Here is a 25,786-nt window from a genome sequence, read left to right as displayed (position 1 = left end):
GTTTGCCGGATTTGATACCATGCGTCGGCAAATAACTGAATATTCGATTTTACCGTTGTGGCGACACCTTTTCGCAGACTTGCATGTGGTTTTCTTTTCAGGAGGGTAACGCATCGTGAAAATTCAGGGGAAAATAACCTTTGGCGGCGTTTTGCTGATTTTTTTGACCGCCGTGAGCATTGTCTGTGTGGCACTGTACCAGAAGGGTGTCCTTCAGGAACGCATCGACGGTGAAATTGAAACCCTGGCAGCGCAGGAGGGCGAAAAGGTCGCCCAGAACATTTATCTGATGTCCCAGGCCATGGCGGAATCCGTCACCAAGCAGGTGCATGCGAACCTGAACGTTGCCCAGGAAGTTCTGGACAGTGCCGGCGGCATTGCTCTGGCCGGCGAGACCGTAGCCTGGGATGCCGTCAACCAGTTCACCGGCCAGCAGATTGCCGTGGAACTTCCGAAAATGCATATGGGTGGCGAGTGGCTCGGCATAAATACCGAGGCCCAGGTGAAAACGCCGCTGGTGGACAAAGTCTTCGAACTGGTCGGCGGCACCGCCACCGTGTTCCAGCGCATGAACGAGGAAGGCGATATGCTGCGGGTCGCCACGAACGTGCTCAAGGAGGATGGCCGTCGTGCCATAGGGACCTTCATCCCGGCGCTGCGTGACGGCAGATCCAACCCCATAACGGAGGCCGTGCTGGCCGGAAAAACCTACGTGGGGCGGGCCTTTGTGGTGAACGACTGGTACATTACCGCCTACAAGCCGATCTGGGACAAACAGAAAAGTCGCGTGATCGGGATGCTGTATTTCGGGGAAAAGCAGGAAAACGTCGAAAGCCTGCGCAAGGGGATTCTCGATATCGTCGTCGGCCGCTCCGGGCAGGTTTACGTGGTGGGCGCGGCCGCTGATCAGAAGGGCCGTGTTCTGCTGGCCAGGGATAAGGCTGTCGAAGGCCAGAACCTGTTGTCGGCTGAGGACGCGAACGGTTCTGCCTACATTCGCAACATCGTTGAAAAGGCAGCTTCACTGAACAGCGCTTCCGGCAGCATTCCAACCTTTGTGGAAAAATACGTTCTCAAGGACGATACAGGCAAGACAGCCACCAAAATAGGTGTCGTATCCTACTACAAACCTTGGGACTGGGCGATTGTGGCTGAATACGACGCCAGGGATATCGAGGCTTTGATCGCCGGTGTCAACGGCAATCTCAACACCATGGCCCGATGGATCGTCGTGATTGCCCTGGTCGCCGGCGGCTGCACGGTGATTGGCGCGGTTTGCGGCGGGCGCGCCATCAGCAAGCCTCTGGGGGAGGCGGTAGAGATGCTGCGCGATCTGGAATCGGGCCGGCTGGATCGGCGGCTTACCATCCGCGGCAGGGATGAAATCGGCGAACTGGCAGCCACCATGAACAAGTTTGCCGACAATCTGGGCAATGAGATTCTGGAGGCGTTCCAGCGTCTGTCCGAGGGGGATTTCACTTTTGAAGCGGCAGGTCTGATCCGCGAGCCTCTGGCGAACACCAACCGGGCATTGAACGCCCTCATGGCGCAGATTCAGCAGGCCAGCAATCAGATCGCTTCGGGCTCCGGCCAGGTTGCCGACAGCAGTCAGGCGCTCTCCCAGGGGGCCACGGAATCGGCCAGCTCCATGGAGCAGATCACCGCTTCCATGCACGATCTTGAATCCAAGACCCGCAGCAACGCCGACCATGCCGTTCAGGCCAACAGCCTGGCCGACAATGCCCGCGGTGTGGCGGAAACGGGCAAGGTCCAGATGATGGAGATGGTCTCCGCGATGCGGGATATCAACGCCTCCAGTATGGATATTTCCAAAATCATCAAGGTTATCGACGAGATAGCCTTTCAGACCAATCTGCTGGCCCTGAACGCCGCGGTCGAAGCGGCCCGTGCCGGCCAGCACGGCAAGGGGTTTGCCGTCGTTGCCGAAGAGGTGCGTAATCTGGCAGCGCGCAGCGCGGTGGCGGCCAAGGAGACCGCCGAGCTTATTGAGGGATCGGTGAAAAAGACCGAGCACGGCACCGAGATCGCCGGCACGGCTGCGGCCGCCCTCGAGAAAATCGTGGCGGAAATCACCCGGGTAACCGATCTGATCGGAGATATGGCCATGTCTTCACAGGAGCAGGCCGAGGGCATTATTCAGGTCAACCAGGGGCTGGCGCAAATCGATTCCGTGACCCAGCAGAACACGGCAACCTCCGAGGAAAACGCGGCCGTGGCCGAGGAACTGTCCAGCCAGGCCGCCGGTCTGCAGGCGCTTATTGCCCAGTTCAAGCTCAAACAGGACAAGTCGTCCGCACGGCGGGCCATAACTGCCGGATAAATCGGATATCAATCTTGCAGTCTCGAACTTTCAGGGCCGCTCTGCCGGGAAAATTTCGCAGAGCGGCCTTTTCGTCAGGACGATTCATGGTGCGGAATTTGAAACAGCACCATTAAAACAAGTTTCTTGACATGAAAAATGCGAGGGACTACAAAGGGAAGCCACCGACAGGGCATGACCGTGTCCGGTAGAAGCGCGGCTTTTTCTTCAGGCAGGTTGTTTCACTTTTGTACTTGAGTGACATCCGGGTTTTGAAATAGTGCATACATTCACTGGACCGGCCGGGTTGACCGGCTGATTCAGGGACAAGGGGGCTGCCTGCCGGCAAAGACGAGGTTAACCAGATCGTGGTTAGCTTTTTTTATGCTGTTTTTTGACGCAAATATTTTCCGAGGCGATCTTTTCACCTGCAGGGTATTGAAGGGAGGCACCTATGCCCAAACGCGAGGACATCCACAAGATTCTGATCATCGGTTCCGGGCCGATCATTATCGGTCAGGCCTGTGAATTCGATTATTCCGGCACCCAGGCCTGCAAAGCCCTGAGGGGACTTGGTTACGAAATCGTGCTGGTTAATTCCAATCCCGCCACCATCATGACCGATCCGGTGATGGCGGATGTGACCTACATCGAGCCGCTCAATGTGGACGCCATCACCGAGATCATCGCCAAGGAGCGTCCCGACGCCCTGTTGCCCAACCTGGGCGGCCAGTCGGCACTCAACCTCTCCCTGGAGTTGAGCCGCAAGGGGGTGCTGGAGAATTACGGAGTCAAGGTTATCGGGGTCAATGTGGATGCCATCGAGCGTGGCGAGGATCGCCAGGCGTTCAAGGATACCATGGCTCGCCTGGGAATCGAGGTCGCGCGCAGCGAAATCGCCACCAGTGTCGAACAGGCGGAGCAGATCGCTTCCCGCATGGGGCTGCCGGTGGTGTTGCGTCCGGCCTACACCATGGGGGGCACCGGCGGCGGTATCGTCTACAACATGGAAGAACTGCAGGCCATGGTGGCCCGCGGCCTGGCGGCCAGCCTGGTCGGGCAGGTTCTGGTCGAAGAGTCGGTGCTCGGCTGGGAAGAGCTGGAACTGGAAGTGGTGCGCGACGCCAGAAACCAGAAGATCACCGTGTGCTTCATCGAGAACGTCGATCCCATGGGGGTGCATACCGGTGATTCCTTCTGCACCGCGCCGATGCTGACCATCTCCGAAGAGTTGCAGCAGCGCCTGCAGAAGTATGCCTACGATATCGTCGAGGCCATCGAGGTGATCGGCGGCACCAACGTGCAGTTCGCTCACGATCCGGCGACCGGACGGGTGGTGGTGATCGAAATCAACCCGCGCACCTCGCGCTCCTCGGCTCTGGCCTCCAAGGCGACAGGATTTCCGATCGCCATGGTATCGGCGCTGCTGGCGGCCGGGCTGACGCTTGATGAAATTCCCTACTGGCGCGAAGGGACCCTGGAAAAATACACGCCGGGCGGCGATTACGTGGTGGTTAAATTCGCCCGCTGGGCTTTCGAGAAGTTTCGTGGTGTACAGGACAAGCTCGGCACCCAGATGCGTGCCGTGGGCGAGGTGATGAGCATCGGCAAGAACTACAAGGAAGCCCTGCAGAAGGCCATCCGCTCCCTGGAAACCGGCCGTTACGGGCTGGGCTTCGCCAGGGATTTCAACCGGCGCCCATTGCAGGAGTTGCTCGATGCGCTGAGCGAGCCGACCAGCGAGCGGCAGTTTCTCATGTACGAGGCTTTGCGCAAGGGGGCCGATATCGACGAACTGCACCGGCTGACGCGCATCAAGCGCTGGTTTATCGAGCAGATGCAGGAGCTGGTGGAGCTGGAACAGCAGCTGCTGGCGTGCAAGGGCGGCCTGCTGCCTGACGCGCTGCTGATCCGCGCCAAAAAGGATGGTTTCGCCGACCGTTACCTGGCGAAAATTCTTGGTATTCCCGAGGCGCAGGTGCGCACCCGGCGCATCGCTCTGGGGCTGGCGGAAGCCTGGGAGCCGGTGCCGGTGAGCGGGGTCGAGGACGCCGCCTACTATTATTCGACCTACAATGCACCCGATCAGGTCGGTGTGAGCGGCGGTCGCAAGATCATGGTGCTGGGCGGCGGTCCGAATCGCATCGGACAGGGGATCGAGTTCGACTATTGCTGCGTACATGCGGCCTTTGCCCTGCGTGAGCTCGGTTTTTCGTCGATCATGATCAACTGCAACCCGGAGACGGTTTCCACCGACTACGACACATCCGACAAACTCTATTTCGAGCCGCTGACGGTAGAGGATGTACTGTCCATCTACAGCAAGGAGCAGCCCGAGGGGGTGATCGTGCAGTTCGGCGGCCAGACGCCCCTGAACCTCGCGGCGGAGCTCGAGGCCAACGGCATCAGGGTGATCGGCACCTCGCCCGCCACCATCGATCTGGCCGAGGACCGCGACCAGTTCAACCGCGTCATGCAGAAGCTGAACATCCCCCAGCCGCGCTCGGGGATGGCCAGTACCGTCGAGCAGGCACTGGAGATTGCCGCGCGTATCGGCTATCCGCTTATCGTGCGGCCCTCCTACGTGCTTGGCGGCAGGGCCATGGAGGTGGTGCATGACGAGGCGATGCTGTGTGAGTACATGGACAAGGCGGTGGATGTCTCGCCCGAACGCCCGATTCTCATCGACCAGTTTCTGGAGAACGCCATCGAGGCGGAGGCGGACGCCATTGCCGACGGCACGGACGCCTTTGTGCCGGCGGTGATGGAGCATATCGAACTGGCGGGGATTCATTCCGGCGATTCGGCCTGCGTGATTCCGCCGGTCAGCATCCCGCCGAAACATATCGATACCATCGAGGAATATACGCGCAAGATCGCGGTGGAGATGGGCGTGGTCGGCCTGATGAACATTCAGTACGCTATTGCCGATGACCGGGTCTATATTCTCGAAGCCAACCCCCGCGCCAGCCGCACCGTGCCGCTGGTGAGCAAGGTATGCAATATTCCCATGGCGCGGTTGGCCACCCAGGTGATGCTCGGTGCGAAGCTGAAGGATCTCGATCTGCAGCGGCGTCCGATTCCGCATTTCGGGGTCAAGGAGGCGGTGTTCCCCTTCAGCATGTTCCCTGAGGTCGATCCGGTACTCGGTCCGGAGATGCGTTCTACCGGCGAGGTGCTGGGGATGGCGGAAAACGCCGGGCTGGCTTATTTCAAGGCCCAGGAAGCGGCCAGCGCCCGCCTGCCGCTAATCGGCACGGTATTGATCAGCGTGTCGGAGCGCGAGCGGGCAGGGGGGTTGGAGGCGGCGCGGCGTTTCGCCGAACTGGGCTTCGCCGTCAAGGCCACGGAAGGTACCTGCCGTTACCTGGTGGAAAACGGCGTAGCGGCTGGCGCGATTCTCAAAGAGCATGAAGGCCGGCCGAACATCACCGACGCCATCAAGAACGGCGAAATTCAGCTGGTGGTGAATACCCCGGTCGGCAAGCTCGGCGCGCACGACGATTCCTACATCCGCAAGACCGCCATCCGCTACAAGGTGCCGTACATCACCACCACGGCGGCCGCCATCGCCGCTGCCAAGGGGATTGCGGCCAAGCGGGCGGGGCGCGACGTTTTGCACAGCCTGCAGGAATACCATCGGAATATTGACGGGTTGGCATGATAGATAAAGGGGGGCGGCCCGATGCGGTCCGCTCCCCCCTTTTTTGGTTTCATCGATTTTGTCTGGTTGCCGCCACGCCGGGCTGCTGGTAGAATGGAGCGGTGAATCAACGTCAAAGGAACCATCCGTGCGCAATTCATCTTCCCGACAAAATCCTCCCAATCCTCTGTGTGCCCGCTGCCTGCGCGACTGCCGGCAGTCGCAAGGCACCCTCGTCATCAGCTGCCCCCGTTTTTTGCCGCGACCCTTCAAAGTCAAGGACTATCGGTTCGATCAGCTCGACCTTTTCAGCCCGCCACGCAAGAAATAATCAGCGGGGCACTGGCGGTTTCGGTTCAGACGCCGAGGCGCTGGAGGAATCCGGTGATGAAATGGGTGAACTTTTCCGGTTCCACCAGGAAGGAATCGTGACCGTAGTCGGACTGTATCAGGTGATACTCCACCGGCTTGCCGAGTCCTCGCAGGATATCGATCACCTCTTCCGCTTCATGGGGCGGGTACAGCCAGTCGGAGGAAAAGGCGAACCACAGGGAGGGGCACCGGATTCTTTCCAGGGCCTGCTGCCGACTTTCAAAATTCCAGGCAACGTCGTACAGGTCAAGGGCCTTGGCCAGGTACAGAAAAGCGTTGGTATCGAAGCGGTCGATAAAGGCCCGGCCGTTGTACTCGAGATAGCGCTCGACTTCGAACTGGCCAAAAAAATCGAACATGCCGTCCCGGGCCGAAAACCGCCGGCCGAATTTCAGGTGCATGGAGGCGTTGGAAAGAAACGAGATGTGGCCGATGGCGCGTCCCAGCGCCAGGCCATCCGCGGGCGGGTGTTCGGGGCGGTAATTGCCTTTTTTCCACAGAGGATCGTTGAAGATCGCCTGGCGCGCCAGCGCGTTCAGGGCGATGGCCATGGGCGAGGTGCGCCCGGTGCCGGCTATGGGAATGACGGAACGCACCACCTCGGGATACAGCACTCCCCATTCGAGGGCCTGCATGGCGCCCATGCTGCCGCCGATGACCGTGACCAGGGTGCGCAGACCGAGATGGTCGATGAGGCATTTCTGGGCGCGCACCATGTCGCGTACCATGATCACCGGGAAACTCAGGTTGTAGGGTCGGCCGGTGCGGGGATTTTTGCTGGTCGGACCGGTGGATCCGCCGCAGGACCCGATCACATTGCTGCAGATCACATAGTAACGGCTGGTGTCGAGCACCTTGCCGGGGCCGATCATATCGTCCCACCAACCGGCCTTGCGGTCATCGTCCGCATGTCTGCCGGCGGCATGGGCATTGCCGGTCCAGGCATGGGTGACGAGGATGGCGTTGGAGCGCTCGGCGTTGAGTTGCCCGTAGGTTTCGTAGGCCAGCGTGATGGGTGCGGCGAGCAGCCGGCCGCTTTCCAGACGCAGATCGCCGTCGAAATCGACGGTTCGGGTTTTGACGATGCCTACAGAAGAATTATCCAAGATCAACAAGCCTTCCCGGAATGCAAAACGGCCCCTCCCCGGTGATGGGAAGGGGCCGTAACGATCGAATGCGTGCTGTTGCTGACGGCTCCATCCTCATCGTTCCCCTTTATCAGGGGCAGGAATTAGCACCTGGCATCCGTACTGTCGGATCGGTTGCTGTGGTTTCGCAGGGCCCTTCCCTCCACCACTCTTGATAAAGACAGCTTTTATGTAGCGCAAACTCTAAAGGACTGGCCGGGAAATGTCAATCGTTTCTCCCGGGGCGGCTGTCCAGGCCGGTGGCGGAGCCGTGGGGCCCGTGTGAAAAGTGTCCGGTTTTGCCTGTCTCCGAAGCTCCGCTGTTTTCACGGGAAGGTTCCATTTCGAGCAGTTGCGCAAAGCTGTAACTGCCCAGGACATCGACCAGGCCGGCCCGCGCTTTCTGCCAGACGCGGTTGACGGGGCAGGTTGATTCGCGCTCGCAACTGGTTTTATCGGCAAGGCAGAGATTGAGATAGATCGGGCCTTCCTCGGCCCTGATGACGTCGAGCAGGGTAATGTCGGTTGGATTCTTCGCCAGGAAAAACCCGCCGCCGACGCCGCGATGGGAGCCGACGATGCCTTCCTTGATCAGGGGCTGCAGGACTTTGGTCAGAAAGGCGGGAGTGATGTCCTGCTCCCGGCAGATGTCCTTTTTCAGGACGATTTCCTCCCGGGGTTTTGCCGCCATGAAAAGCACGGCACGGATCGCGTATTCGGTTGCTCGGGTAATGATCACGGCGCGTATTCCTGAAATATTACTTTAAAGGTTATAAATAACCCCTGGCCGCCCCTTTTGTCAACGGTCAAAAAATGTTTTTATTGCCATGTGCCAGGATTAATTTCCTGAGGGTAAACAGCTGGCAACCCAATGGCATCTGGTTTATGATGTAGCCGCTTATTGTCCGCTCCGCCCGTGCGAAATGGCAGGGGGACGGAGTTGCGCGAGGGAAGCGAAATGAAAATTTTGCTGATGCACATCCAGGATGCGGCGCCCGGGCCTTTGGTGCCGCCGTTGGGGATGGCCTGTGTGGCGGCTGCCGTGCGTCGCGCCGGTTACGCGGTGTGGCAGGTCAGTCTGCGGTCCGGCGAGCTGGGATTGCGTCTTCCCGCCCTGCTGTCCCGCCTGAAACCCGACGCCATTGGTCTGTCGGTGCGCAATGTCGATAACCAGAGCCTTGAACGGCCGGTTTTCTTTCTGGAGAGCGCCCGGCAGGCCGTCGCGCTCTGCCATCGTTACAGCCGGGCTCCCGTCATTGTTGGCGGAGCCGGTTTCAGTGTCTTCGGTCAGCGCGCCCTCGATTATTTGCGTGCCGATTATGGTATCTGCGGGGAGGGGGAGGCTTCCTTCGTGGAACTTCTTCAGCGCCTGCAGCCTCGGCAAAGCCCTTCCGGGCTGCGCGGAAGACTGCCGGCGCGTGAGGTTTTGATTTCCGACACATCCCCGGATTTGTCCACAAGGCAGATACCGCGTCCGGGGAAGGATCTGCTGTTGCCTCCGCCAGGCCTGTCCGCCGATTTGTGGGTGCCGTTTCAGACCCGGCGCGGCTGCGCCATGGACTGCAGCTACTGCGCCACCGCTGCCATCGAGGGACGCGCCTTGCGTCGCCGTCCGGTCGCGCAGGTCGTCAGTAGTCTGCATGAGTATCTGGATCGCGGCTATCGACGGATTTTTTTTGTCGACAATACCTTCAATCTGCCGGAGAGTTACGCTTTGGCGTTGTGCGAGGCTTTTCAGGCATCCGGTCTGCGCTTCGAATGGAAGGCCATCGTCTATCCCTGGCGTGTCAGCACAAAGCTGGTGCGGTCCATGGCCGCAGCCGGCTGCACGGAGGTCAGTCTCGGTTTCGAGAGCGGCTCCCGTGCGGTTCTGGAGGCCATGCACAAACGCTTTTGCCCCGAGGATGTCGATACGGTCTCGCGCCGACTGCGGGGCCATGGTATCAGACGCCTGGGATTTCTGTTGCTGGGGGGGCCCGCGGAGACCCGGGAGACCGTCATGGAAAGCCTGCGCTTTGCCGACCACCTGGATTGTGATGCGCTCAAGATGACCGTCGGCCTGCGTATCTACCCCGGCACCCAGCTGGCGGCCATGGCCCTGCGGGACGGCATCATAACCGCCGCCAGCGATCTGCTGCGTCCTGCTTTTTATCTGGCTCCCGGGTTGGCGACATGGCTGCCGGAAATTGTCGCCGAATGGATGGCGGACCGGCCGCACTGGTCCTGATGAAACAGCACCAAAGCGGCGAGAATTCTTTGCGATCATGCTCTGCGGAGGAATGGTGAACGGTAAATTTTTTGTGTGGATATGGCTGGCAGGGCTGATCATTTTGCAGCCCGCCCTGGGTTGTGCCAGGCAGGTCGTGAGCTGCGATAGCCTGTTTTTGTGGCGTGACGGTACGGCCAGGCAGGCCATCACCGGGTTTGTGCGCAAGGTAACCGATCCGGAGGATGCTGCGTATGTGCCGCCGCAGGACCGTATTGTCACCATCGATTTGGACGGGACACTGGTGTGCGAGCGACCGCTGCCGCTGGGCATGCTGATTGCTGAGACCCTGCTCAGGGAGGCTGCCGCCGCGCCGCAGCTGCAGGGCCGTCAGCCTTTCGATGCCGCCCGCCAGGACGGATTGAAGCGCATGCGGCGTGATCATTTCGAACTGTTCTTCGGTCTGTCCGGTGCCGGATTCGAGGAACAGGCATTTCGCGCCAGGCTTCAGACACTGGTGCGGGACCAGCGCCATCCCCGGTTTGATCTTCCCTATCGCGAGCTTTTCTACCGTCCCATGCTGCAGCTGGTCGACTATCTTTTGCGCCACGATTTTATTGTCTACGTGCTTTCCGGCTCGGATCAGACCCTGGTGCGCCTGTTGTGTGCCGAACAGCCGGAACTGGCGGCACTGCCGCCGGTCCGCTTCATCGGTACCCTGGTGGCCCTGGATGTCGATTTTGCATCCGGCAAGCCGGTTTACTATCGCCTGGCACGGGAACTGGAGCCTGTCAACCTGCGTCGCGGCAAGGCTCTTAACATTGTCTACCGCATCGGTCAGTATCCGATCCTGGCCATCGGCAACAGCGACGGCGATTGCGCCATGCTTGCCGCCACCCATGCCGCACCCTATCCAGCGACCTTGCGACTGCTGTTGCATCATGACGATGCCGAACGCGAATACGCCTATGGCGCGGCAGGCAAGACGATATCATGCCAGGGCAACGGGGAGGCCGGCCTATGCCGGGATCTGGCAGGAGACGATATCGTGGACATCAGCATGAAACGGGACTTTTTGCAGGTTTTCGCTACCGGCGAAGCCGGCGCTGCCTATTGGGAGCCAGAAAAATAGCGGTCGCCACCGGCAATGCGAAGCTCCAAATCAGAGGGCGGCTCGGGGGCCTTGTCTGGCCGAGGAATTTTTGGGCTTGACGACATATTTAAATCCGAATATCATGATTTAAAAATATTAAAAGGAGTGTCCTGATGCGTAACGCCGCTTCATCCGCCCTGCGAGCCCCTTATAAATGGGCTCTGGGTCTTGTCGTGCCCCTGGTTCTGGCTTTGGGGTGGAAATATCCGTTATTGGGATTTATCGTGCCGGCAGTCATGGTTTCCGCCATTGTCACGGGGTTTTTCCGTGGCCGCTGGTTCTGCGGTCATCTTTGCCCGCGGGGGGCTTTTTTCGACAGCTGGCTGCGGCTGATCGGCGGCCGGCGTCCGATTCCGCCGTTTCTGCGCAGCATCAAATGGCGGCCTCTGGTTTCGGTCACCATGATCGGCTACATGGTCTGGCGCATCGGTGCCGCGGCCGGCGACCCGCTGCACTGGGGACATGTTTTCTGGGAGATGTGCCTGTTGACGACCCTCATCGGCGTGCCGCTTGCCCTGGTGTTCAGGCCGCGTGCCTGGTGTGCCATGTGCCCCATCGGAACCCTGCAGATGGCGGTCGGCGGTCACCGCGAACGGTGGCGTCTGGATGCGGCGGCCTGTGTCGGGTGCGGGGCCTGCCAAAAGTCCTGCCCGTTGTCCTTGCCCGTCGTCAGGGACAAGGCTCGTGGCATTATCGGTGACCGCGATTGCCTGAAGTGCGGCGAATGCGCGCGTGTCTGCCCCACCCGGGCGATTGCGCCTCCGGGGCCGTGATCAGGCACCGCTGGTCGCAAGCAGGGTGGCGACCGCTTCGGCAAGCCGTCGGTAGCCCTCGGCATTGGGGTGAATGGGGTCGCTTTTAAGGGTGTTGTCGCTCAGAATTGCGGGCAACGCCTCCTCTTCCAGCGGTATCCGGTAACGTTCTGCGATATTGCGATAAAAGTCGGGGGGCGCAGGCGGATGCCCGGTTGCGGCACGGCGAGCATCACTACCTGGGCTCCGCTGCGGCGGATCATGTCGATCATGGCGGCAAGATGGCCGGAGGTTGTCTGTTTGGCGATGCGGCGCAACAGGTCGTTGCCGCCGTGGCACAGCACTACCAGGTCGGGACGGTGGCGCCGCAGCAGGCCGGGCAGGCGCTTTGCCCCTTCGGCACTGATTTCCCCCGGAACACCGGCGTTGACCGTGCGCCAGCCGGTCAGTTCCTGTAGCCTTGAGGGATAGCTTGCCTGCCTCGGGGCACCGTTGCCGGCTGTCAGGCTGTCGCCGAAGGCGAGAATCAACGCATCGGCCGGCAACGGTTGCAGACGGGGCGTCCGGTCGCGGCAAGCCGTATTTGCTGCCATGATACACAGTACCGTCGTCAGTAAAAGGATCGTACCAAGGGTTTTGCGGTTGCGGTGCGGCATCTCTTTCTCCCTCTTCGGCCCGGGCGGCCTGCCCGGCATCACGGTCTTCTCTCAAGTTTATCGGGTGCACGGCGTATTTTGTCAAGCTGGCTGCGCCGCTGCTCGCCTGTGGGGCTTTTCTAAACCCGCCGGATCTGCCATAATCGCCCTGGCTGAAAAATTGATGCATAAGCGGAGCGCAATAGTTCCGGATAGAAGAGAGTGTTTGCATGGCTTTGTTGAGTTTGCAGAATGTGTGTCTCGCTTTTGGCGGGCCGGCACTGTTCGAGGATGTCAATCTACACATCGAGAGCGGTGACCGCATCGGTCTGCTGGGCCGCAACGGCTGCGGCAAATCGACCCTGTTGCGGCTGATTGCAGGAGAACTGCAACCGGACAGCGGCGGCGTGATCTGTCGCCAGGGCGTGCGGATTGCCACACTGCCGCAGGATGTTCCCGCCGATTTGACCGGAACCGTTTATGAGGAAGTGCTGTGCGGACTTGGCGCCGCGGGACGGGAGCTGCTGAACTATCACCGCCTGGCCCGGCAGGTGCGTGACGGGGACGAGAGCCGACTGGCGGATCTGCTTCATTCCCAGCAGGCTCTGGAGACATCGGGCGCCTGGCCGCTGGAACAGCTGGTGGGGCAGGTTCTGTCGCATCTGCATCTCGATGGCGAAGTGCCTGTTGCCGAACTTTCCGGCGGTGTCAAACGGCGCGTGCTGCTGGCGCGCGCGCTGGTGGGGGAGCCGGATATGCTGCTGCTGGATGAACCGACCAACCACCTGGACATCGATACCATCGACTGGCTTGAAAGCTTTTTGAAGCGGTCCTCCCTGACGCTTGTGTTTGTAACGCATGATCGCGAGTTTCTCAAGGCGCTGGCGACCCGCACCGTCGAGCTCGATCGCGGAAGGCTGTTTGATTTCGCCTGCGATTACGAGACCTTTTTGCGCCGTCGGGAAGAGGCTCTGCATGCCGAAGATCAACAGTGGCAGCGTTTCGACCGCAAGCTGGCACAGGAAGAGGTGTGGATCCGCCAGGGAATCAAGGCACGACGCACCCGCAATATGGGGCGTGTGCGCGATCTGCAGCGTATGCGCGAGGAGCGCCGGCAGCGGCGCGACCGTACCGGCAAGGCGCGGTTGCAGCTGCAGGAAGCCGCGCGCAGCGGCAAACTGGTGGCCGAGCTGGAAGGGGTCTGTTTCGGCTACGGTGACAACCCGGTGATCCGGGATCTGACCACGACCATCCTGCGGGGTGATCGCATCGGCATCATCGGTCCCAACGGCGCCGGCAAGTCGACCCTGCTGAAACTGATTCTCGGCCAGATGGAGCCCCAGCAGGGGCAGGTACGCCTTGGCACCAATCTGGAAATTCTCTATTTCGATCAGTTGCGCGAGCAGCTCGATCCCGATGCCACGGTGCAGCAGAATCTGTCCGGCGACCAGGATACGGTGCTGGTGGGCGGCAAACCCCGGCATGTCTACGGCTATCTGCAGGATTTTCTTTTTACCCCGGATCGCGCCCGCACACCGGTGCGCATTCTCTCCGGCGGCGAGCGCCATCGCCTGCTGCTGGCCAAGCTGTTCACCCGCGAGGCCAATGTGCTGGTACTCGACGAGCCGACCAACGATCTCGATCTGGAAACCCTGGAGCTGCTGGAGGAGTTGCTGGCCGACTTCGCCGGTACGGTACTGCTGGTCAGCCATGACCGGGCGTTTCTCGACAGGGTGGTGACCGGCACCCTGGTTTGGGAAGGCGAAGGCCGGTTTGTCGATTATGTCGGCGGCTACCAGGACTGGTTGCGGCAAAGACCGCTGCCGGACCCGGAGCCGGTGCCGGCGAAAGTGGCCAAAGGTAAGCCGGAACGCTGCCGTCCCCGCAAACTGAGTTTCAAGGAGCGGCACGAGTTGGAGGCTTTGCCGGCGCGCATCGAAGCGCTTGAGACCGAACAGGCAGGCCTGCATGAGAAACTCGCCGATCCAGCTTTCTACAAGGAGCAGGGCGATGCGGTGCCGCTGCTGCGAGAACGCATGACGCGGCTCGATGCCGAACTGACGGCCTGTTTTGCCCGCTGGGAAGAGTTGGAGTCGCTGGCGGAATGAGGCCGACGGCATCGCGCAGGGGAAACGGGCGTGACCGGATATTGTCAAGGGAGAAAGTGATGGTGCCTGCGGTTTTGCTGGGTTTGTACCTGCTGCTGTTTGCGGTGCTGGGGATTGCGCCTTATGATCGCGGCGTCTGGCTGGCCGAGAACCTCCCGATCGTGGCTATTGTAGTGTTGCTGGCGGCGACCTTCCGGAAATACCGGTTTTCCGATCTCGCATACCTGCTGATGGCGTGCCTTATCTTTCTGCACACCATCGGCGGGCATTTCACCTTTGAGCGTGTGCCTTTCGACTGGGTGACGCAATGGTTCGGCTTTCAGCGCAACCATTACGACCGCATGGCCCATTTCACCGTCGGATTTTATGCCTATCCCTGCGCCGAACTGCTGTTGCGCCGGCGTCTGGTGGCCTCGCGCGGGGTTCTGCTGCTGTTCCCGGTTTTTTTTATCGTGACGGTGGCAGCCGGCTATGAACTGTTCGAGTGGCAATACGCGGTGCATGCCGACCCGGACGCCGGCATTGCGGTGCTTGGATCCCAGGGGGATATCTGGGACGCGCAGAAGGACATGCTGGCTGATACCCTGGGAGCGGTTGCCGCCATCGGCCTGTTTGCGATCCGGCACTGGCGGCAACTGGCGCGGCTGCGTTTTGACCGGCGCGCGGATGAAACCCCCTGAGTCATCGCTACGGGTCACTGTCCATGTGCTGACAGTCAGGGCTCTGCCACCTGTTACGATGCCAGCAGCGAGTCGCGATCGTTTTCACCAAGGAGTCTGCAGATGAATACAACCCCTTCTCTGAACGCTTTCAATGGCGCTTCGCATTATGTGCTCGACGATGAACTGGCCAAAATCGTCAACGTGTCGATAGCTCTCGAATTGCCGCTGTTGCTCAAGGGCGAGCCCGGGACCGGCAAGACCCGCCTGGCCCACGCCATCGCCGAGAGCCTGGATATGCCGCTGATCGTGCTCAACGTCAAATCGAGCATGAAGTTGGTCGAGGCGCTGTATCAGTACGATACCCTGACGCGCCTTAACGACAGCCGTTTCTCCGATTCCAGCCGCGATGTCAGCTGCATCGAGGATTACATCCGCATGGGCAAGATCGGCCAGGCCTTCACCGCCGAGCGGCGGGTGGTGCTGCTTATCGACGAAATCGACAAGGCCGATACCGATTTCCAGGATGACATGCTCGATGTGCTGGACCAGATGCAGTTCGATATCATGGAGATCGACAAGACTGTCACGGCCCGTCACCGGCCGGTGGTGATCATTACCTCCAATTCCAAGAAGGATCTTTCGGACCCGTTTCTCGGCCGTTGCAATTTTCATCACATCGCCTTTCCCGACGCAGAGATGATGAAGCGCATCGTCGCGGTGCATTTCCCCGATCTCGACCGGAGTCTGCTGGAAAGCTGCCTTGCCGCATTCTACCGCCTGCGCGATGTCGAGGGGGTGGAGAAAAAACCGGCCACCCGCGAATTGCTGAACTGGCTGCGTGCCATGCTGGCGGATCCTGACATCGATGCTTCGTCCCTGGACAGGGGGGCGCTGCCCTATCTCGGCATCCTGTTTAAAAAGAGTGCCGATTTGCGTGCGGCGCAGACGCTGGTTTCGGCCTGACAGGGGGACTGGTGTTCAGACCGTTTTTCCATGCCCTGCACGATGCCGGCATTCCGGTGACTCCGACCGCATTTCTGCGCCTGCAGCGCGCTCTGAACATGGGACTGATCGCTTCGCTGGATGATTTGTATGTGGTGGCCAGAACCCTGCTAATCAAAAGCGAACGGGATTTTGATACTTACGACAGGATGTTTGCGGCATATTTCGGGGGTGCAGACCAGAGTGACGCGTCACCCGCCGACATCGACGAGCAGATCCGCCTGCGTATTGAAAAGTGGCTGAAGAACCCCAAAAAGCCTGATCAGGTGGCGCAACCGGGCGCCGAACAGGCGGAGCGTCTCAGCCCCGAGGCGTTGGAACAGTACCTGCGCGACCGCCTCGAAGATCAGAAAGATGAACACCATGGCGGCCGCAAATGGATTGGCACCGGCGGCGTGTCGCCAGTGGGTCATTCGGGGCAACGTCCCGGCGGCATGCGTATCGGCGGCATCTCCCGCAATCGATCCGCCATGCAGGTGGCTCTGGAACGCCGCTATCGGGACTATTCGCGAGGCGCTCCCCTGACCCGGGCACAGGTTGGCGAAGCGCTGCAGCGCCTGCGGCACCTGATGCCGGAGGGGCCTCGCGATGCCCTGAGCATCGACAAAACCATCTATGAGACCATGCGCAACGGCGGCGAAATCGAGCTGGTTTTCGATCGGCGGCTTGCCGACCGCCTGAAGGTGATCCTGCTTATCGACAATGGCGGCTGGTCCATGGAAACCCACGTGCCGACGGTGCAGATTCTTTTTAACCATGCGCGGGATCAGTTCCGGCATCTTGATATCCATTACTTTCACAATACGATCCACGAACGGGTCTGGAACGATCCCGGGCGGATGCACGCGCCGGTTCCCTTCGAGCAGCTTCTGGCCCGCGATCCCCAGAGCCGTGTGATCATTGTCGGCGATGCCAGCATGGCCCCCGAGGAACTGTTGCATGCCGGTCCTGGCCTGACGGTGCGCCGCATCAGCCGCCAGGCCGGCATCGAGCGACTGCGGTTGCTTGCCAAAACCTACCGCCACGCCGTATGGCTGAATCCCTTGAGTCCGTCCCTGTGGCCCTACGGGCAGACCATAGGCCTGATCCGACAGATTTTTCCCATGTTCAGCCTGAGCCTGGACGGCCTGGAGAAGGCTGTTTCCCACCTGATGTGCCTCTGATTTCCCGACCCGCCGGCGTTGCGTCGACCTCATAAAAAAGTGCGGCCCGCCACCCGCCACAAGAGTGTGGCGCCGGTCAGGGAATGTCACACTCCTGACGCGAGATCCGCTGTTCCGGCACGGCGCCAGCGCCTGCGGGATGGATGCTGTCGCCTTTTTTTTAATGAAATTCCTGATCTTTGCACGGTTCAGAAAGAAAAAGTCCCGGATAAACCGTATACGGCACCGGGCTTGCGTATGTCCGACCGTGGGCCCCAAATACGCCCGTCTGTTTTTATCGCAGGTCATCATGCATCGCAGTCTGGGAAACAAGGAAAGGGACAGTTTTTATGCAATTCAAGTCGGTACAGTTGAAAATTGCCATGATTGCCGGCCTCTGCCTGTTGTCGGCTGTCGTGGTGCTGGTGGTGTATGGACTGTTCGCCGCCAGAAACACGCAGAACATGGTTTCCACGCAGGTCTCCAGCCTGCTCAAGGAAACCAGCATGCAGAACATGCAGAATCTCGCCGGGGAGCAGGCCGGTGAGATCCGGGGCCAGCTGGAACTGGCGCTGGATGCCGCCCGCACCATGGCCAATACCTTCGAGGTCAGCAAGCAAGGCTCGGGCAATCTGCAGATCGGCCGTGACCAGCTCAACGCCGTACTGCTGCACGTGCTGAAGGCCAACAAGGGTTTCAATGGCACCTATTCCTGCTGGGAGCCGAACGCCATTGATGGGCGCGACGGCGATTTTCGCGTCGACCGGGACGGCAACAATCCGGTGACGGGCCGATTCACCCCGTATTGGACCCGGGACGACAAAGGCAACATCGCCGTGCAGCCCCTGGTGGAATACGATACCTATGACAAGCACCCCAATGGTGTGCTCAAAGGCGGCTGGTACATCATCCCGCGGGAGAAAAACCTGGAAAGCGTGCTTGGTCCTCTGCCCTACATCGTTCAGGGCAAACAGGTGTGGCTGGCCACCATGTCGGTGCCCATCATGGTCGACGGCAGGTTTATCGGCGTCGCCGGGGCTGACTACAATCTGGATTTTGTGCAGAGAATCGCTACCGAGGTGGACAAGGAACTGTTCGGCGGCGAGGGGCAGGTGTCCATTATCGCCGATAATGGTCTGCTGGTTGCGCAGAGCGAAAACCCCGATATGATCGGCGGCCACTTCAATCAGGTTATGGCCGAGGGCTGGGAAGCTGTCTTCAAATCCATTCAGGGCGGTGAAGCCATGGTGCGCAGCAATGCCGACAACGGCATGATCGAGGCGATTTCACCGATTGTCCTGGGCAACACCGGCAAGCCCTGGTCGGTGATGATTCAGGTGCCGGAGAAAATCGTGCTGGCCGAGGCCATGGCGCTCAACAACCAGCTCAGCGATCGTGGCCGCAGCAGCGCTTTCTGGCAGGTGATCGTCGGGGCAGGCGTGGTGGGCCTGGCGGTGTTCCTGCTGTGGCTGGCTGCCGGTGGCATCGCGCGTCCCATCCGCCGCGCGGCGGAACTGGCCGATACCATCCGTGCCGGGGATTTCTCCCAGCGTCTCAGCCTCAATCAGCAGGACGAGGTCGGCCAGCTGGCCGTTGCGCTGAATGGAATGGCCGACAGTCTCGAAGGGGCGGCCAAGATCGCCGAGGAAATCGCTGCAGGCAATCTCGATGTCGAGGTCAAGCTGGCTTCCGACAGGGATCAGCTCGGTCGCGCCCTGCGCACCATGACCGATAACCTCAACGATGTTCTGACACAGGTGCAGGCGGCCGGCGAGCAGATCGCCTCGGGTTCCGGTCAGGTGGCCGACGCCAGCCAGTCCCTGTCGCAGAGCGCTACCGAAGCCGCTGCCTCCATGGAGGAAATCAATGCCTCCATGACGCAGATGGCGTCGCAGACCAAGCTCAATGCCGACAACGCCGAACAGGCCAACAGCCTGGCCAACAACGCCCGCCAGGGCGCCGCGGACGGCGCGCGGCTGATGGAGGAAATGCTTGCAGCCATGCGGGAAATCAACGCGTCCAGCGAAGATATCTCCAAGATCATCAAGGTTATCGACGAGATCGCTTTCCAGACCAACCTGCTGGCTCTGAACGCTGCCGTCGAGGCCGCCCGCGCCGGACAGCACGGTAAAGGTTTCGCGGTGGTCGCCGAGGAGGTCCGGACCCTGGCGGCACGCAGCGCCACCGCCGCCAAGGAGACCGCCGAACTGATCGAGAACTCGGTGGGCAAGACCCGCAACGGTACCGACATCGCGGACAAGACCGCCGGCGCTCTCAAGGAGATCGTTGGCGGGGCGACCAAGGTGTCCGACCTGGTTGGTGAAATTGCCATGGCTTCCAACGAACAGGCCCAGGGCTTTGCCCAGGTCAATCAGGGACTGAACCAGATCGATGGTGTGACCCAGCAGAATACCGCAAATGCCGAGGAAAGCGCCGCCGCTGCCGAGGAACTTTCCGGCCAGGCCATGCAGCTGCAGCAATTGCTGCACCGCTTCAGCCTCAAGGGCCGCAGCTCGTCGACTTCCCGGCGCCTGGCGGCGGAACGCTCCCAGCTGGCGCTCCCCGAAGCCTGATTCAAAAGCTCTATGCTCGAAGCGGACAGGCCCGGCCGGGCCTGTCCGCAGACATGCAGCAATGCCCGCCTTGTCCAGCGACTCCGGTTGCCATGCGAGGCGGGATTTTTTGTTTTTTTTGCATAACAAAAGCCGCTTCGATCGAAAGCGGCTTTTGTTATGTCTCTTATCTGCGGAAAGGCCCCGGTTATTTTTCTTCCTTGCGCAGCCGGGGCAGAGCCAGGGCGTATTCCCGGTTGAGCTGGGCGATGAATTTGACGCTGATGCCCTTGGGGCAGGCGGCCTCGCAGTCGTAATGGTTGCTGCAGTTGCCGAATCCTTCCTTGAGCATGGCCTCGGTCATGCCACATACGCGGTGGGCCGCTTCGGCCCTGCCTTGGGGAAGCCTGGCCAGTTGCCCGACCTTGGCGGCTACGAACAGCATCGCCGAACCGTTGGGGCAGGCAGCCACGCAGGCACCGCAGCCGATGCATTCGGCGGCATCCATGGCCGTATCGGCGTCTTGTTTGGGGATCAGTATGGCGTTGGCGTCGGGCACGCCGCCGGTGCTTACCGAAACGTAACCTCCGGCCTGCATCAGGCGGTCCATGGCGCTGCGGTCGACAACCAGGTCTCTGATGATCGGAAAGGCCCGTGACCGCCAGGGCTCGATGTAGATTTCGTCACCATCCTTGAATTGGCGCATGTGCAGCTGGCAGACGGTGGTTCTGGCCTGGGGGCCATGGGCGTCGCCATTGATGACCTGGGAACAGGTGCCACAGATGCCTTCCCGGCAATCGTGGTCAAAAGCGATCGGTTCGATGCCCTGTTTGATCAGCCCTTCGTTGACCACATCCAGCATCTCCAGAAAGGACATGTCCGCGCTGACGTCGGTGGCCTTGTAGGTGGCCAGATATCCTTTGTCCTCGGGGCCTTTCTGCCGCCATACGTGCAGTGTCAGGTCCATTATTTATAACTCCTTACAGCCAGTTCCACGTTTTCAAACGTCAGCGTTTCCTTGTGCAGTTCGGGGATGCGGCCTTCTCCCTGGTACTGCCAGGCGGCCACATAGGCGAAATCGGTATCGTTGCGCAGTGCTTCGCCGTCACTGGTCTGGTGCTCGACGCGGAAATGACCGCCACAGGACTCTTCCCGATGCAGGGCGTCCCGGGCCAGCAGTTCGCCGAATTCGAGGAAGTCCGCGACGCGGCCCGCTTTTTCGAGTTCCTGGTTGAGTTGCTGACCGCTGCCGGGGATGCGGACATCCTGCCAGAATTCCTCGCGCAGTTCGGGAATGGCCTGCAGGGCGTCCTTCAGGCTGGCGGCGCTGCGTGCCATGCCGACGTTCTCCCACATGATATGACCAAGTTCGCGGTGGAATGCGCCGACCGTTCGGCTGCCGCCGATGGCAAGCAGCTTTTCGGTCAGTTGGGTCGTTTCCTCGTGGGACTGTCGGAACGCTTTATGGGACGTGTCGGCCTGGTTGGGATCCGTACGCGCCAGATAGTCGGCGATGGTATAGGGGACAATGAAGTAGCCATCGGCCAGACCCTGCATCAGGGCGCTGGCGCCAAGGCGGTTGGCGCCATGGTCGGAGAAGTTGGCCTCGCCGAGGACGAACAGTCCCTCGATATTGCTCTGCAGGTTGTAGTCGACCCACAGTCCTCCCATGCTGTAGTGCGGCGCGGGATAGATGCGCATCGGTTGCTGGTAGGCATTCTCGTCGGTGATGCGCTCATACATGTCGAACAGGTTCCCGTAGCGTGCACGAATGGTGTCCTCGTCAAGGCGTGCGATGGCGTCGCCAAAATCAAGATAGACGCCGCGCCTGCCCGGACCGACCCCGAAGCCGGCGTCACAGACTTCCTTGGCGGCCCGCGACGCGATGTCGCGCGGCGCAAGGTTGCCGAAGCTTGGATACTTGCGTTCCAGATAGTAATCGCGCTCGCTTTCGGGGATGTCCCGGGGCTGGCGCTCGTCCCCGGCCTTTTTCGGTACCCAGATACGCCCGTCGTTGCGCAGTGATTCGGACATCAGGGTCAGTTTGGACTGGTGGTCGCCGGTGACCGGTATGCAGGTCGGATGGATCTGGGTAAAACAGGGGTTGGCGAAAAACGCTCCCTTTTTGTAGGCGCGCCAGGTGGCGGTGACGCTGCATCCCATAGCGTTGGTCGACAAATTGAAGACATTCACATAGCCGCCGGTGGCGAGAATGACGGCATCGGCGGCATGGCAACGGATTTCACCGGAGACCAGGTCCCGTACCGTGATGCCTTTGGCCTGGCCGTCCACCAGCACCAGGTCGAGCATTTCCGTGCGTGGAAAGATCCTGACCGTGCCGGCGGCCACTTGCCGTGACAGGGCCTGATAGGCGCCGAGCAGCAACTGCTGGCCGGTCTGGCCGCGGGCGAAGAAGGTGCGGGATACCTGCGCGCCGCCGAAGGAGCGGTTCTCCAGATAGCCGGCATAATCGCGGGCGAAGGGCACGCCCTGGGCCACACATTGGTCGATGATGGCGTTGCTGATCTGGGCCAGGCGGTAGACGTTCGCTTCGCGGGCGCGGAAGTCGCCCCCCTTGATGGTATCGAAAAACAGGCGAAAAATGCTGTCGCCATCGTTCTGATAGTTTTTAGCCGCGTTGATGCCGCCCTGGGCAGCGATGGAGTGGGCGCGGCGGGGGCTGTCCTGATAGCAGAACGCGTCGACGCGGTAGCCGAGTTCACCGAGGGTGGCGGCGGCGGAGGCCCCGGCGAGGCCGGTGCCGACGACGATAACCCTGTATTTGCGTTTGTTGGCCGGATTGACCAGTTTAAGGTCCTGGCGGTGCTTGTCCCATTTGTTCGCCAGGGGCCCGGTTGGACATTTGCCGTCGAGTATCACAGTAAACTCCCTACTTTATGACGAGGCCTGAATAAATCAGGACCGGAATGGACGCGAAGCCGGCTGCAATCAAGGCCGCCACGACATAGCTCAGTCGCTGCAGCCAGGGCAGGGTCGCGTCGTTGTTGAGGCCGGCGGTCTGAAACAGACTGGCGAAGCCATGACTGAGATGGAAGAAAAGGGCTGCCATGGCGATGATATAGGCAAGGGCGAAGCCGAAATGGCGGAAGTTTTCCACGATCATGAGAAATACGTTCGGCAGGCCGCTGTTGAGCACTTCAATGGGTGGACCGATGGCGTGAAAGGTGAAATGCAGCAGGTGGAAGCCGACAAAGATCCCCAGCAGCGCGCCGCTGTAAATCATGGTCCGTCCTGCCATGCTGCTGCGCTGATGATTTTTCCGCTTGTAGGTGATCGGCCTGGCTCGCCGGTTCTCCAGGGTGAGAACGATTCCGAAAGCGACATGCAGGCCGAAAGCGATCAGCAGACCGGCGCGGAATACCCATAAAAGCATGCCGACCGCGTGAAGGTGCTCGGCGTATGTATTGATTCCTTCCGGGCCGAGATAGATGGTAAGGTTGCCAAGCAGGTGGGCCGCCACGAAGCCAAGCAGGGCTACGCCGGTGGCGGCCATGAACAATTTGCGCCCTACGGCACTACGAATCATGTCGTTCAAAGGCATGGTGCGGATATTCCTCTGGATGCTGGTTCAATGGAGTGATTCAGCGGTTTAAGGGTTCTGGTTTCGGGTTCGGATGGTCTTGTCTGACCGCCTCGATCACATTCCCCGGATGCGACGCGGCACAGCTAAGGCAGCGTGTATACTACTCAGCGTGGGGGGAAATTGCAAAAAAAATATCCGTGTGCGGGTTGCCGGACCTGCTGCCGGCTGATCGATCCGCACGCCGTCACCAGGCGGCGGTTTTCTAAAGATCATGTATTTTTTGAGAAAGTTATGCTACCATGTCGAGCTTAAAGAAAAAATAACCAGATATAATGAAAAAAAACTGGTTCGGAGGAGCGCCCTTGCGCAGGCCAGGCGCCGTTTTTCGGTTTGGGTGTCCGGACCGTTGTTTTAAGGAGATGTTGCCGGTATGATGTGGATAGTCCATATTGCTGGACGATTTTTTCAAAAACTGGGCGGCGACTTTCTTTCCTGTCTTGAGCAGGCCGGTCGCATGGGGATTTTCCTCGGCGCCTGCCTGGCAAGCGCGGTGCGGCCTCCATACAAGCTCAACCCCGTCGTTCGGCAAATGCATTTTATCGGCTCCCGGTCCACCTTCGTCATTCTTTTTACCGGGGCTTTTACCGGCATGGTGCTGGCTTTGCAGGGCTATTACACGCTGCGCAAGTTCGGTTCCGAAGGACTGCTCGGCGCCGCGGTGGCTCTGAGCCTGATTCGTGAGCTCGGTCCGGTTGTCGCGGCGCTCATGGTGGTCGGCCGCGCCGGGTCGGCAATCTGCGCCGAGGTCGGGATCATGCGCAATTCGGAGCAGATCGATGCTCTCGAATGCATGGCCATCGATCCCTACAAGTACCTGATGGCGCCCAAGTTTATCGCGGGCATTCTGTCCATGCCGCTGCTCACGGCTATTTTCGACATGGCCGGCATCGTCGGTGGCTATCTGGTCGGCGTCACCATGTTGGGGGTCAACAAGGGCGCGTATTTTCAGCAGATGTATGCCAGCGTGGTCTGGAACGATGTCGAAATGGGGCTGGTCAAGTCCCTGGTTTTCGGACTGCTGATTATATGGATCGGGGCCGCCAAGGGATATTTCCTCCATCTGGAGCGTTCCGGCGGCTTCGGTGCCGAAGGGGTAAGCCGGGTTACGACCGATGCGGTTGTCCTGTCTTCGGTCGCTATCCTGGTCTGGGATTATCTTCTCAGCGCCATCATGCTGTAATCCTTCCGGCACGGATTTCCGTCAAAGACCAGATGCGAGCTTGTTCAGCGTGCCGGTTTGTCCATAAATAGCAGGGACGGCTTCATGACTCAGGAAAAAACCAGAATCGCCATCGAACTGATCGATGTGGAACGCGCCTTTGGCCGCCAGCAGGTTCTCAGAAAAGTAAATCTGACGGTGCGCGAAGGGACCACAACGGTCATCGTCGGTCCCAGCGGGCAGGGCAAAAGCGTCATTCTTAAGCACATGCTGGGGCTGCTCCGGCCGGACAGGGGCAAGGTTCTGGTGTACGGCCAGAACCTCGCGGACATGTCCAAGAGGCAGATGAAAGTGGTTCGCAAGGATTTCGGCGTCCTGTTTCAGAACGTGGCGCTGTTCGATTCCATGACGGTGTACGACAATGTGGCGCTGCCGTTGCGGGAACGCACCGACTTGTCCGAAGACGCGATTCGAGACAACGTTGAAGAAAAGCTTGCGCTTATGGATCTGGCGGATATGGGTCCCAAGTTTCCCGCCCAGCTCAGCGGGGGCATGAAAAAACGCGTTGGTCTGGCGCGGGCCCTGGTCATGCAGCCGCGCATCGTGTTTTTTGACGAACCCACCACTGGTCTGGATGTCAGCAAAAGCAACGAAATCTACAGGCTGTTCCACAAAACCCAGGCAAAGCTGAAATATACGGCCGTAATCGTCAGCCATGATGTTCCGAAAATTTTCAAGTTGGCTGATTATGTCGCCCTGATTCACGAAGGCCAGATTCTCGGCAACATGTCGCCGGAGCAGTTTCAGCTTTCCGACCACCCCGTCATCAAGGCCTTTGTCGAGGAAACCATGGGGCCGATTTATTCCAGTGAAAGGGAGGAAAGGTTTTTTTATGAAGAGGTTTAACGTTGAGATGGCTGTCGGCGTTTTCCTGGTGGCCGGGTTCATCTGTTTTGCCTATCTTTCCGTAAAGCTGGGCGATGTCGCGCTTTTCAGTGAAAAGACCTACCCGGTCAGTGCCCGGTTCGGATCGGTTTCCGGACTCAAGGAGGGCGCGATTGTCGAGTTGGCCGGCGTCAAGATCGGCACCGTCACCGATATTGCCCTTGATCCTGAAAGTTACGAGGCGCTGATCAGCCTGGCTATCGATGCCGATGTAAAGCTTCAGGAGGACGCCATTGCCTCCATTCGCACCACCGGCATCATCGGGGACAAGTATGTCGAGGTGTCGCCGGGAGGGCTCGATGATTATATTCAGCCCGGCGGGGAGATTGTCGAAACCGAGTCCGCCGTCAGTATCGAAAAACTGGTAAGTAAGTATATTTTCGAGAAAAAATAGCGCGGGGAGG

The 25,786-nt window shown here is 60.0% G+C and carries 20 protein-coding genes and 1 riboswitch; of the genes, 14 read left to right on the top strand and 6 right to left on the bottom strand.

What is annotated here, in order from left to right:
• The first annotated feature begins 115 nt into the window (after positions 1 to 115).
• From A6070_RS13900 to A6070_RS13890, 3 genes are all read left to right on the top strand, one after another.
• The gene (locus tag A6070_RS13900; protein ID WP_072502106.1) at positions 116 to 2,341 is read left to right on the top strand and encodes a methyl-accepting chemotaxis protein; all 2,226 of its coding nucleotides are present in this window, start codon (positions 116 to 118) and stop codon (positions 2,339 to 2,341) included.
• A gap of 433 nt (positions 2,342 to 2,774) precedes the next feature.
• Positions 2,775 to 5,984, top strand: coding sequence for a carbamoyl-phosphate synthase large subunit (gene carB, locus A6070_RS13895; protein ID WP_072286326.1), 3,210 nt, complete (start codon positions 2,775 to 2,777; stop codon positions 5,982 to 5,984).
• Between the two features lie 127 nt (positions 5,985 to 6,111).
• A complete protein-coding gene (locus A6070_RS13890; RefSeq protein ID WP_072286325.1) occupies positions 6,112 to 6,294 on the top strand; it encodes a hypothetical protein in 183 nt (60 codons plus the stop codon).
• Between the two features lie 25 nt (positions 6,295 to 6,319).
• Here the strand turns inward: A6070_RS13890 and metX are convergent, their stop codons facing one another.
• Both metX and A6070_RS13880 read right to left on the bottom strand, forming a co-directional pair.
• A complete protein-coding gene (gene metX, locus A6070_RS13885; RefSeq protein WP_072288027.1) occupies positions 6,320 to 7,441 on the bottom strand; it encodes a homoserine O-acetyltransferase MetX in 1,122 nt (373 codons plus the stop codon).
• 93 nt (positions 7,442 to 7,534) lie between these two features.
• A riboswitch (SAM riboswitch) is annotated at positions 7,535 to 7,644 on the bottom strand.
• Between the two features lie 44 nt (positions 7,645 to 7,688).
• Positions 7,689 to 8,201 (bottom strand): RrF2 family transcriptional regulator, encoded by a 513-nt coding sequence (locus tag A6070_RS13880; protein ID WP_083558519.1) that lies wholly within the window; start codon positions 8,199 to 8,201, stop codon positions 7,689 to 7,691.
• A gap of 219 nt (positions 8,202 to 8,420) precedes the next feature.
• On the opposite strand from A6070_RS13880, the gene A6070_RS13875 reads away from it, so the two are divergent.
• From A6070_RS13875 to A6070_RS13865, 3 genes are all read left to right on the top strand, one after another.
• Positions 8,421 to 9,689, top strand: coding sequence for a B12-binding domain-containing radical SAM protein (locus tag A6070_RS13875; protein WP_072286324.1), 1,269 nt, complete (start codon positions 8,421 to 8,423; stop codon positions 9,687 to 9,689).
• A gap of 52 nt (positions 9,690 to 9,741) precedes the next feature.
• Positions 9,742 to 10,800: an HAD family hydrolase gene (locus A6070_RS13870; RefSeq protein ID WP_072286323.1), complete on the top strand. Its 1,059-nt coding sequence runs from the start codon at positions 9,742 to 9,744 to the stop codon at positions 10,798 to 10,800.
• 134 nt (positions 10,801 to 10,934) lie between these two features.
• Positions 10,935 to 11,594: a 4Fe-4S binding protein gene (locus tag A6070_RS13865; protein ID WP_072286322.1), complete on the top strand. Its 660-nt coding sequence runs from the start codon at positions 10,935 to 10,937 to the stop codon at positions 11,592 to 11,594.
• 101 nt (positions 11,595 to 11,695) lie between these two features.
• Here the strand turns inward: A6070_RS13865 and A6070_RS13860 are convergent, their stop codons facing one another.
• Complete coding sequence (locus A6070_RS13860; RefSeq protein WP_201787905.1) at positions 11,696 to 12,229, bottom strand: GDSL-type esterase/lipase family protein; 534 nt, start codon at positions 12,227 to 12,229, stop codon at positions 11,696 to 11,698.
• 209 nt (positions 12,230 to 12,438) lie between these two features.
• Between A6070_RS13860 and A6070_RS13855 the strand changes: the two genes are divergently transcribed.
• From A6070_RS13855 to A6070_RS13835, 5 genes are all read left to right on the top strand, one after another.
• Positions 12,439 to 14,316 (top strand): ATP-binding cassette domain-containing protein, encoded by a 1,878-nt coding sequence (locus tag A6070_RS13855; RefSeq protein ID WP_072286320.1) that lies wholly within the window; start codon positions 12,439 to 12,441, stop codon positions 14,314 to 14,316.
• A gap of 59 nt (positions 14,317 to 14,375) precedes the next feature.
• Positions 14,376 to 14,996, top strand: a complete 621-nt coding sequence (locus A6070_RS13850) for a DUF2238 domain-containing protein (protein ID WP_072286319.1) — start codon at positions 14,376 to 14,378, stop codon at positions 14,994 to 14,996.
• A 102-nt stretch (positions 14,997 to 15,098) separates the two neighbouring features.
• Positions 15,099 to 15,941, top strand: coding sequence for an AAA family ATPase (locus A6070_RS13845; protein ID WP_072286318.1), 843 nt, complete (start codon positions 15,099 to 15,101; stop codon positions 15,939 to 15,941).
• Between the two features lie 11 nt (positions 15,942 to 15,952).
• Positions 15,953 to 17,143, top strand: a complete 1,191-nt coding sequence (locus A6070_RS13840; RefSeq protein ID WP_072286317.1) for a hypothetical protein — start codon at positions 15,953 to 15,955, stop codon at positions 17,141 to 17,143.
• A 329-nt stretch (positions 17,144 to 17,472) separates the two neighbouring features.
• A complete protein-coding gene (locus tag A6070_RS13835) occupies positions 17,473 to 19,695 on the top strand; it encodes a methyl-accepting chemotaxis protein (RefSeq protein ID WP_072286316.1) in 2,223 nt (740 codons plus the stop codon).
• A gap of 187 nt (positions 19,696 to 19,882) precedes the next feature.
• Here A6070_RS13835 and A6070_RS13830 read toward each other — a convergent pair whose 3' ends face one another.
• Genes A6070_RS13830 through A6070_RS13820 form a run of 3 tightly spaced genes read right to left on the bottom strand, consistent with a single transcriptional unit; the run spans position 19,883 to position 23,236 of the window.
• Positions 19,883 to 20,641 carry a succinate dehydrogenase/fumarate reductase iron-sulfur subunit gene (locus A6070_RS13830; protein WP_072286315.1) on the bottom strand — a complete coding sequence of 253 codons (759 nt, stop codon included), beginning with the start codon at positions 20,639 to 20,641 and terminating at the stop codon, positions 19,883 to 19,885.
• Complete coding sequence (locus A6070_RS13825) at positions 20,641 to 22,554, bottom strand: fumarate reductase/succinate dehydrogenase flavoprotein subunit (protein WP_072286314.1); 1,914 nt, start codon at positions 22,552 to 22,554, stop codon at positions 20,641 to 20,643. The genes A6070_RS13830 and A6070_RS13825 overlap by 1 nt, the downstream gene beginning before the upstream one ends.
• Before the next feature lie 10 nt (positions 22,555 to 22,564).
• Positions 22,565 to 23,236, bottom strand: a complete 672-nt coding sequence (locus A6070_RS13820) for a succinate dehydrogenase cytochrome b subunit (protein WP_083558516.1) — start codon at positions 23,234 to 23,236, stop codon at positions 22,565 to 22,567.
• Between the two features lie 412 nt (positions 23,237 to 23,648).
• Here A6070_RS13820 and A6070_RS13815 point away from each other — a divergent pair, with 412 nt between their 5' ends.
• The 3 genes from A6070_RS13815 (at position 23,649) to mlaD (ending at position 25,776) form a co-directional block, all read left to right on the top strand.
• Positions 23,649 to 24,458 (top strand): MlaE family ABC transporter permease, encoded by an 810-nt coding sequence (locus A6070_RS13815; RefSeq protein ID WP_201257968.1) that lies wholly within the window; start codon positions 23,649 to 23,651, stop codon positions 24,456 to 24,458.
• A gap of 84 nt (positions 24,459 to 24,542) precedes the next feature.
• Positions 24,543 to 25,343: an ABC transporter ATP-binding protein gene (locus A6070_RS13810; protein WP_072286313.1), complete on the top strand. Its 801-nt coding sequence runs from the start codon at positions 24,543 to 24,545 to the stop codon at positions 25,341 to 25,343.
• Positions 25,330 to 25,776, top strand: coding sequence for an outer membrane lipid asymmetry maintenance protein MlaD (gene mlaD, locus A6070_RS13805; RefSeq protein ID WP_072286312.1), 447 nt, complete (start codon positions 25,330 to 25,332; stop codon positions 25,774 to 25,776). Before A6070_RS13810 ends, mlaD begins: the two co-directional genes overlap by 14 nt.
• Positions 25,777 to 25,786: the final 10 nt, after the last annotated feature.

The organism is Syntrophotalea acetylenica (assembly GCF_001888165.1).
GTDB classification, from domain to species: domain Bacteria; phylum Desulfobacterota; class Desulfuromonadia; order Desulfuromonadales; family Syntrophotaleaceae; genus Syntrophotalea; species Syntrophotalea acetylenica.
This window is presented reverse-complemented; position numbering and strand designations above follow the sequence as displayed.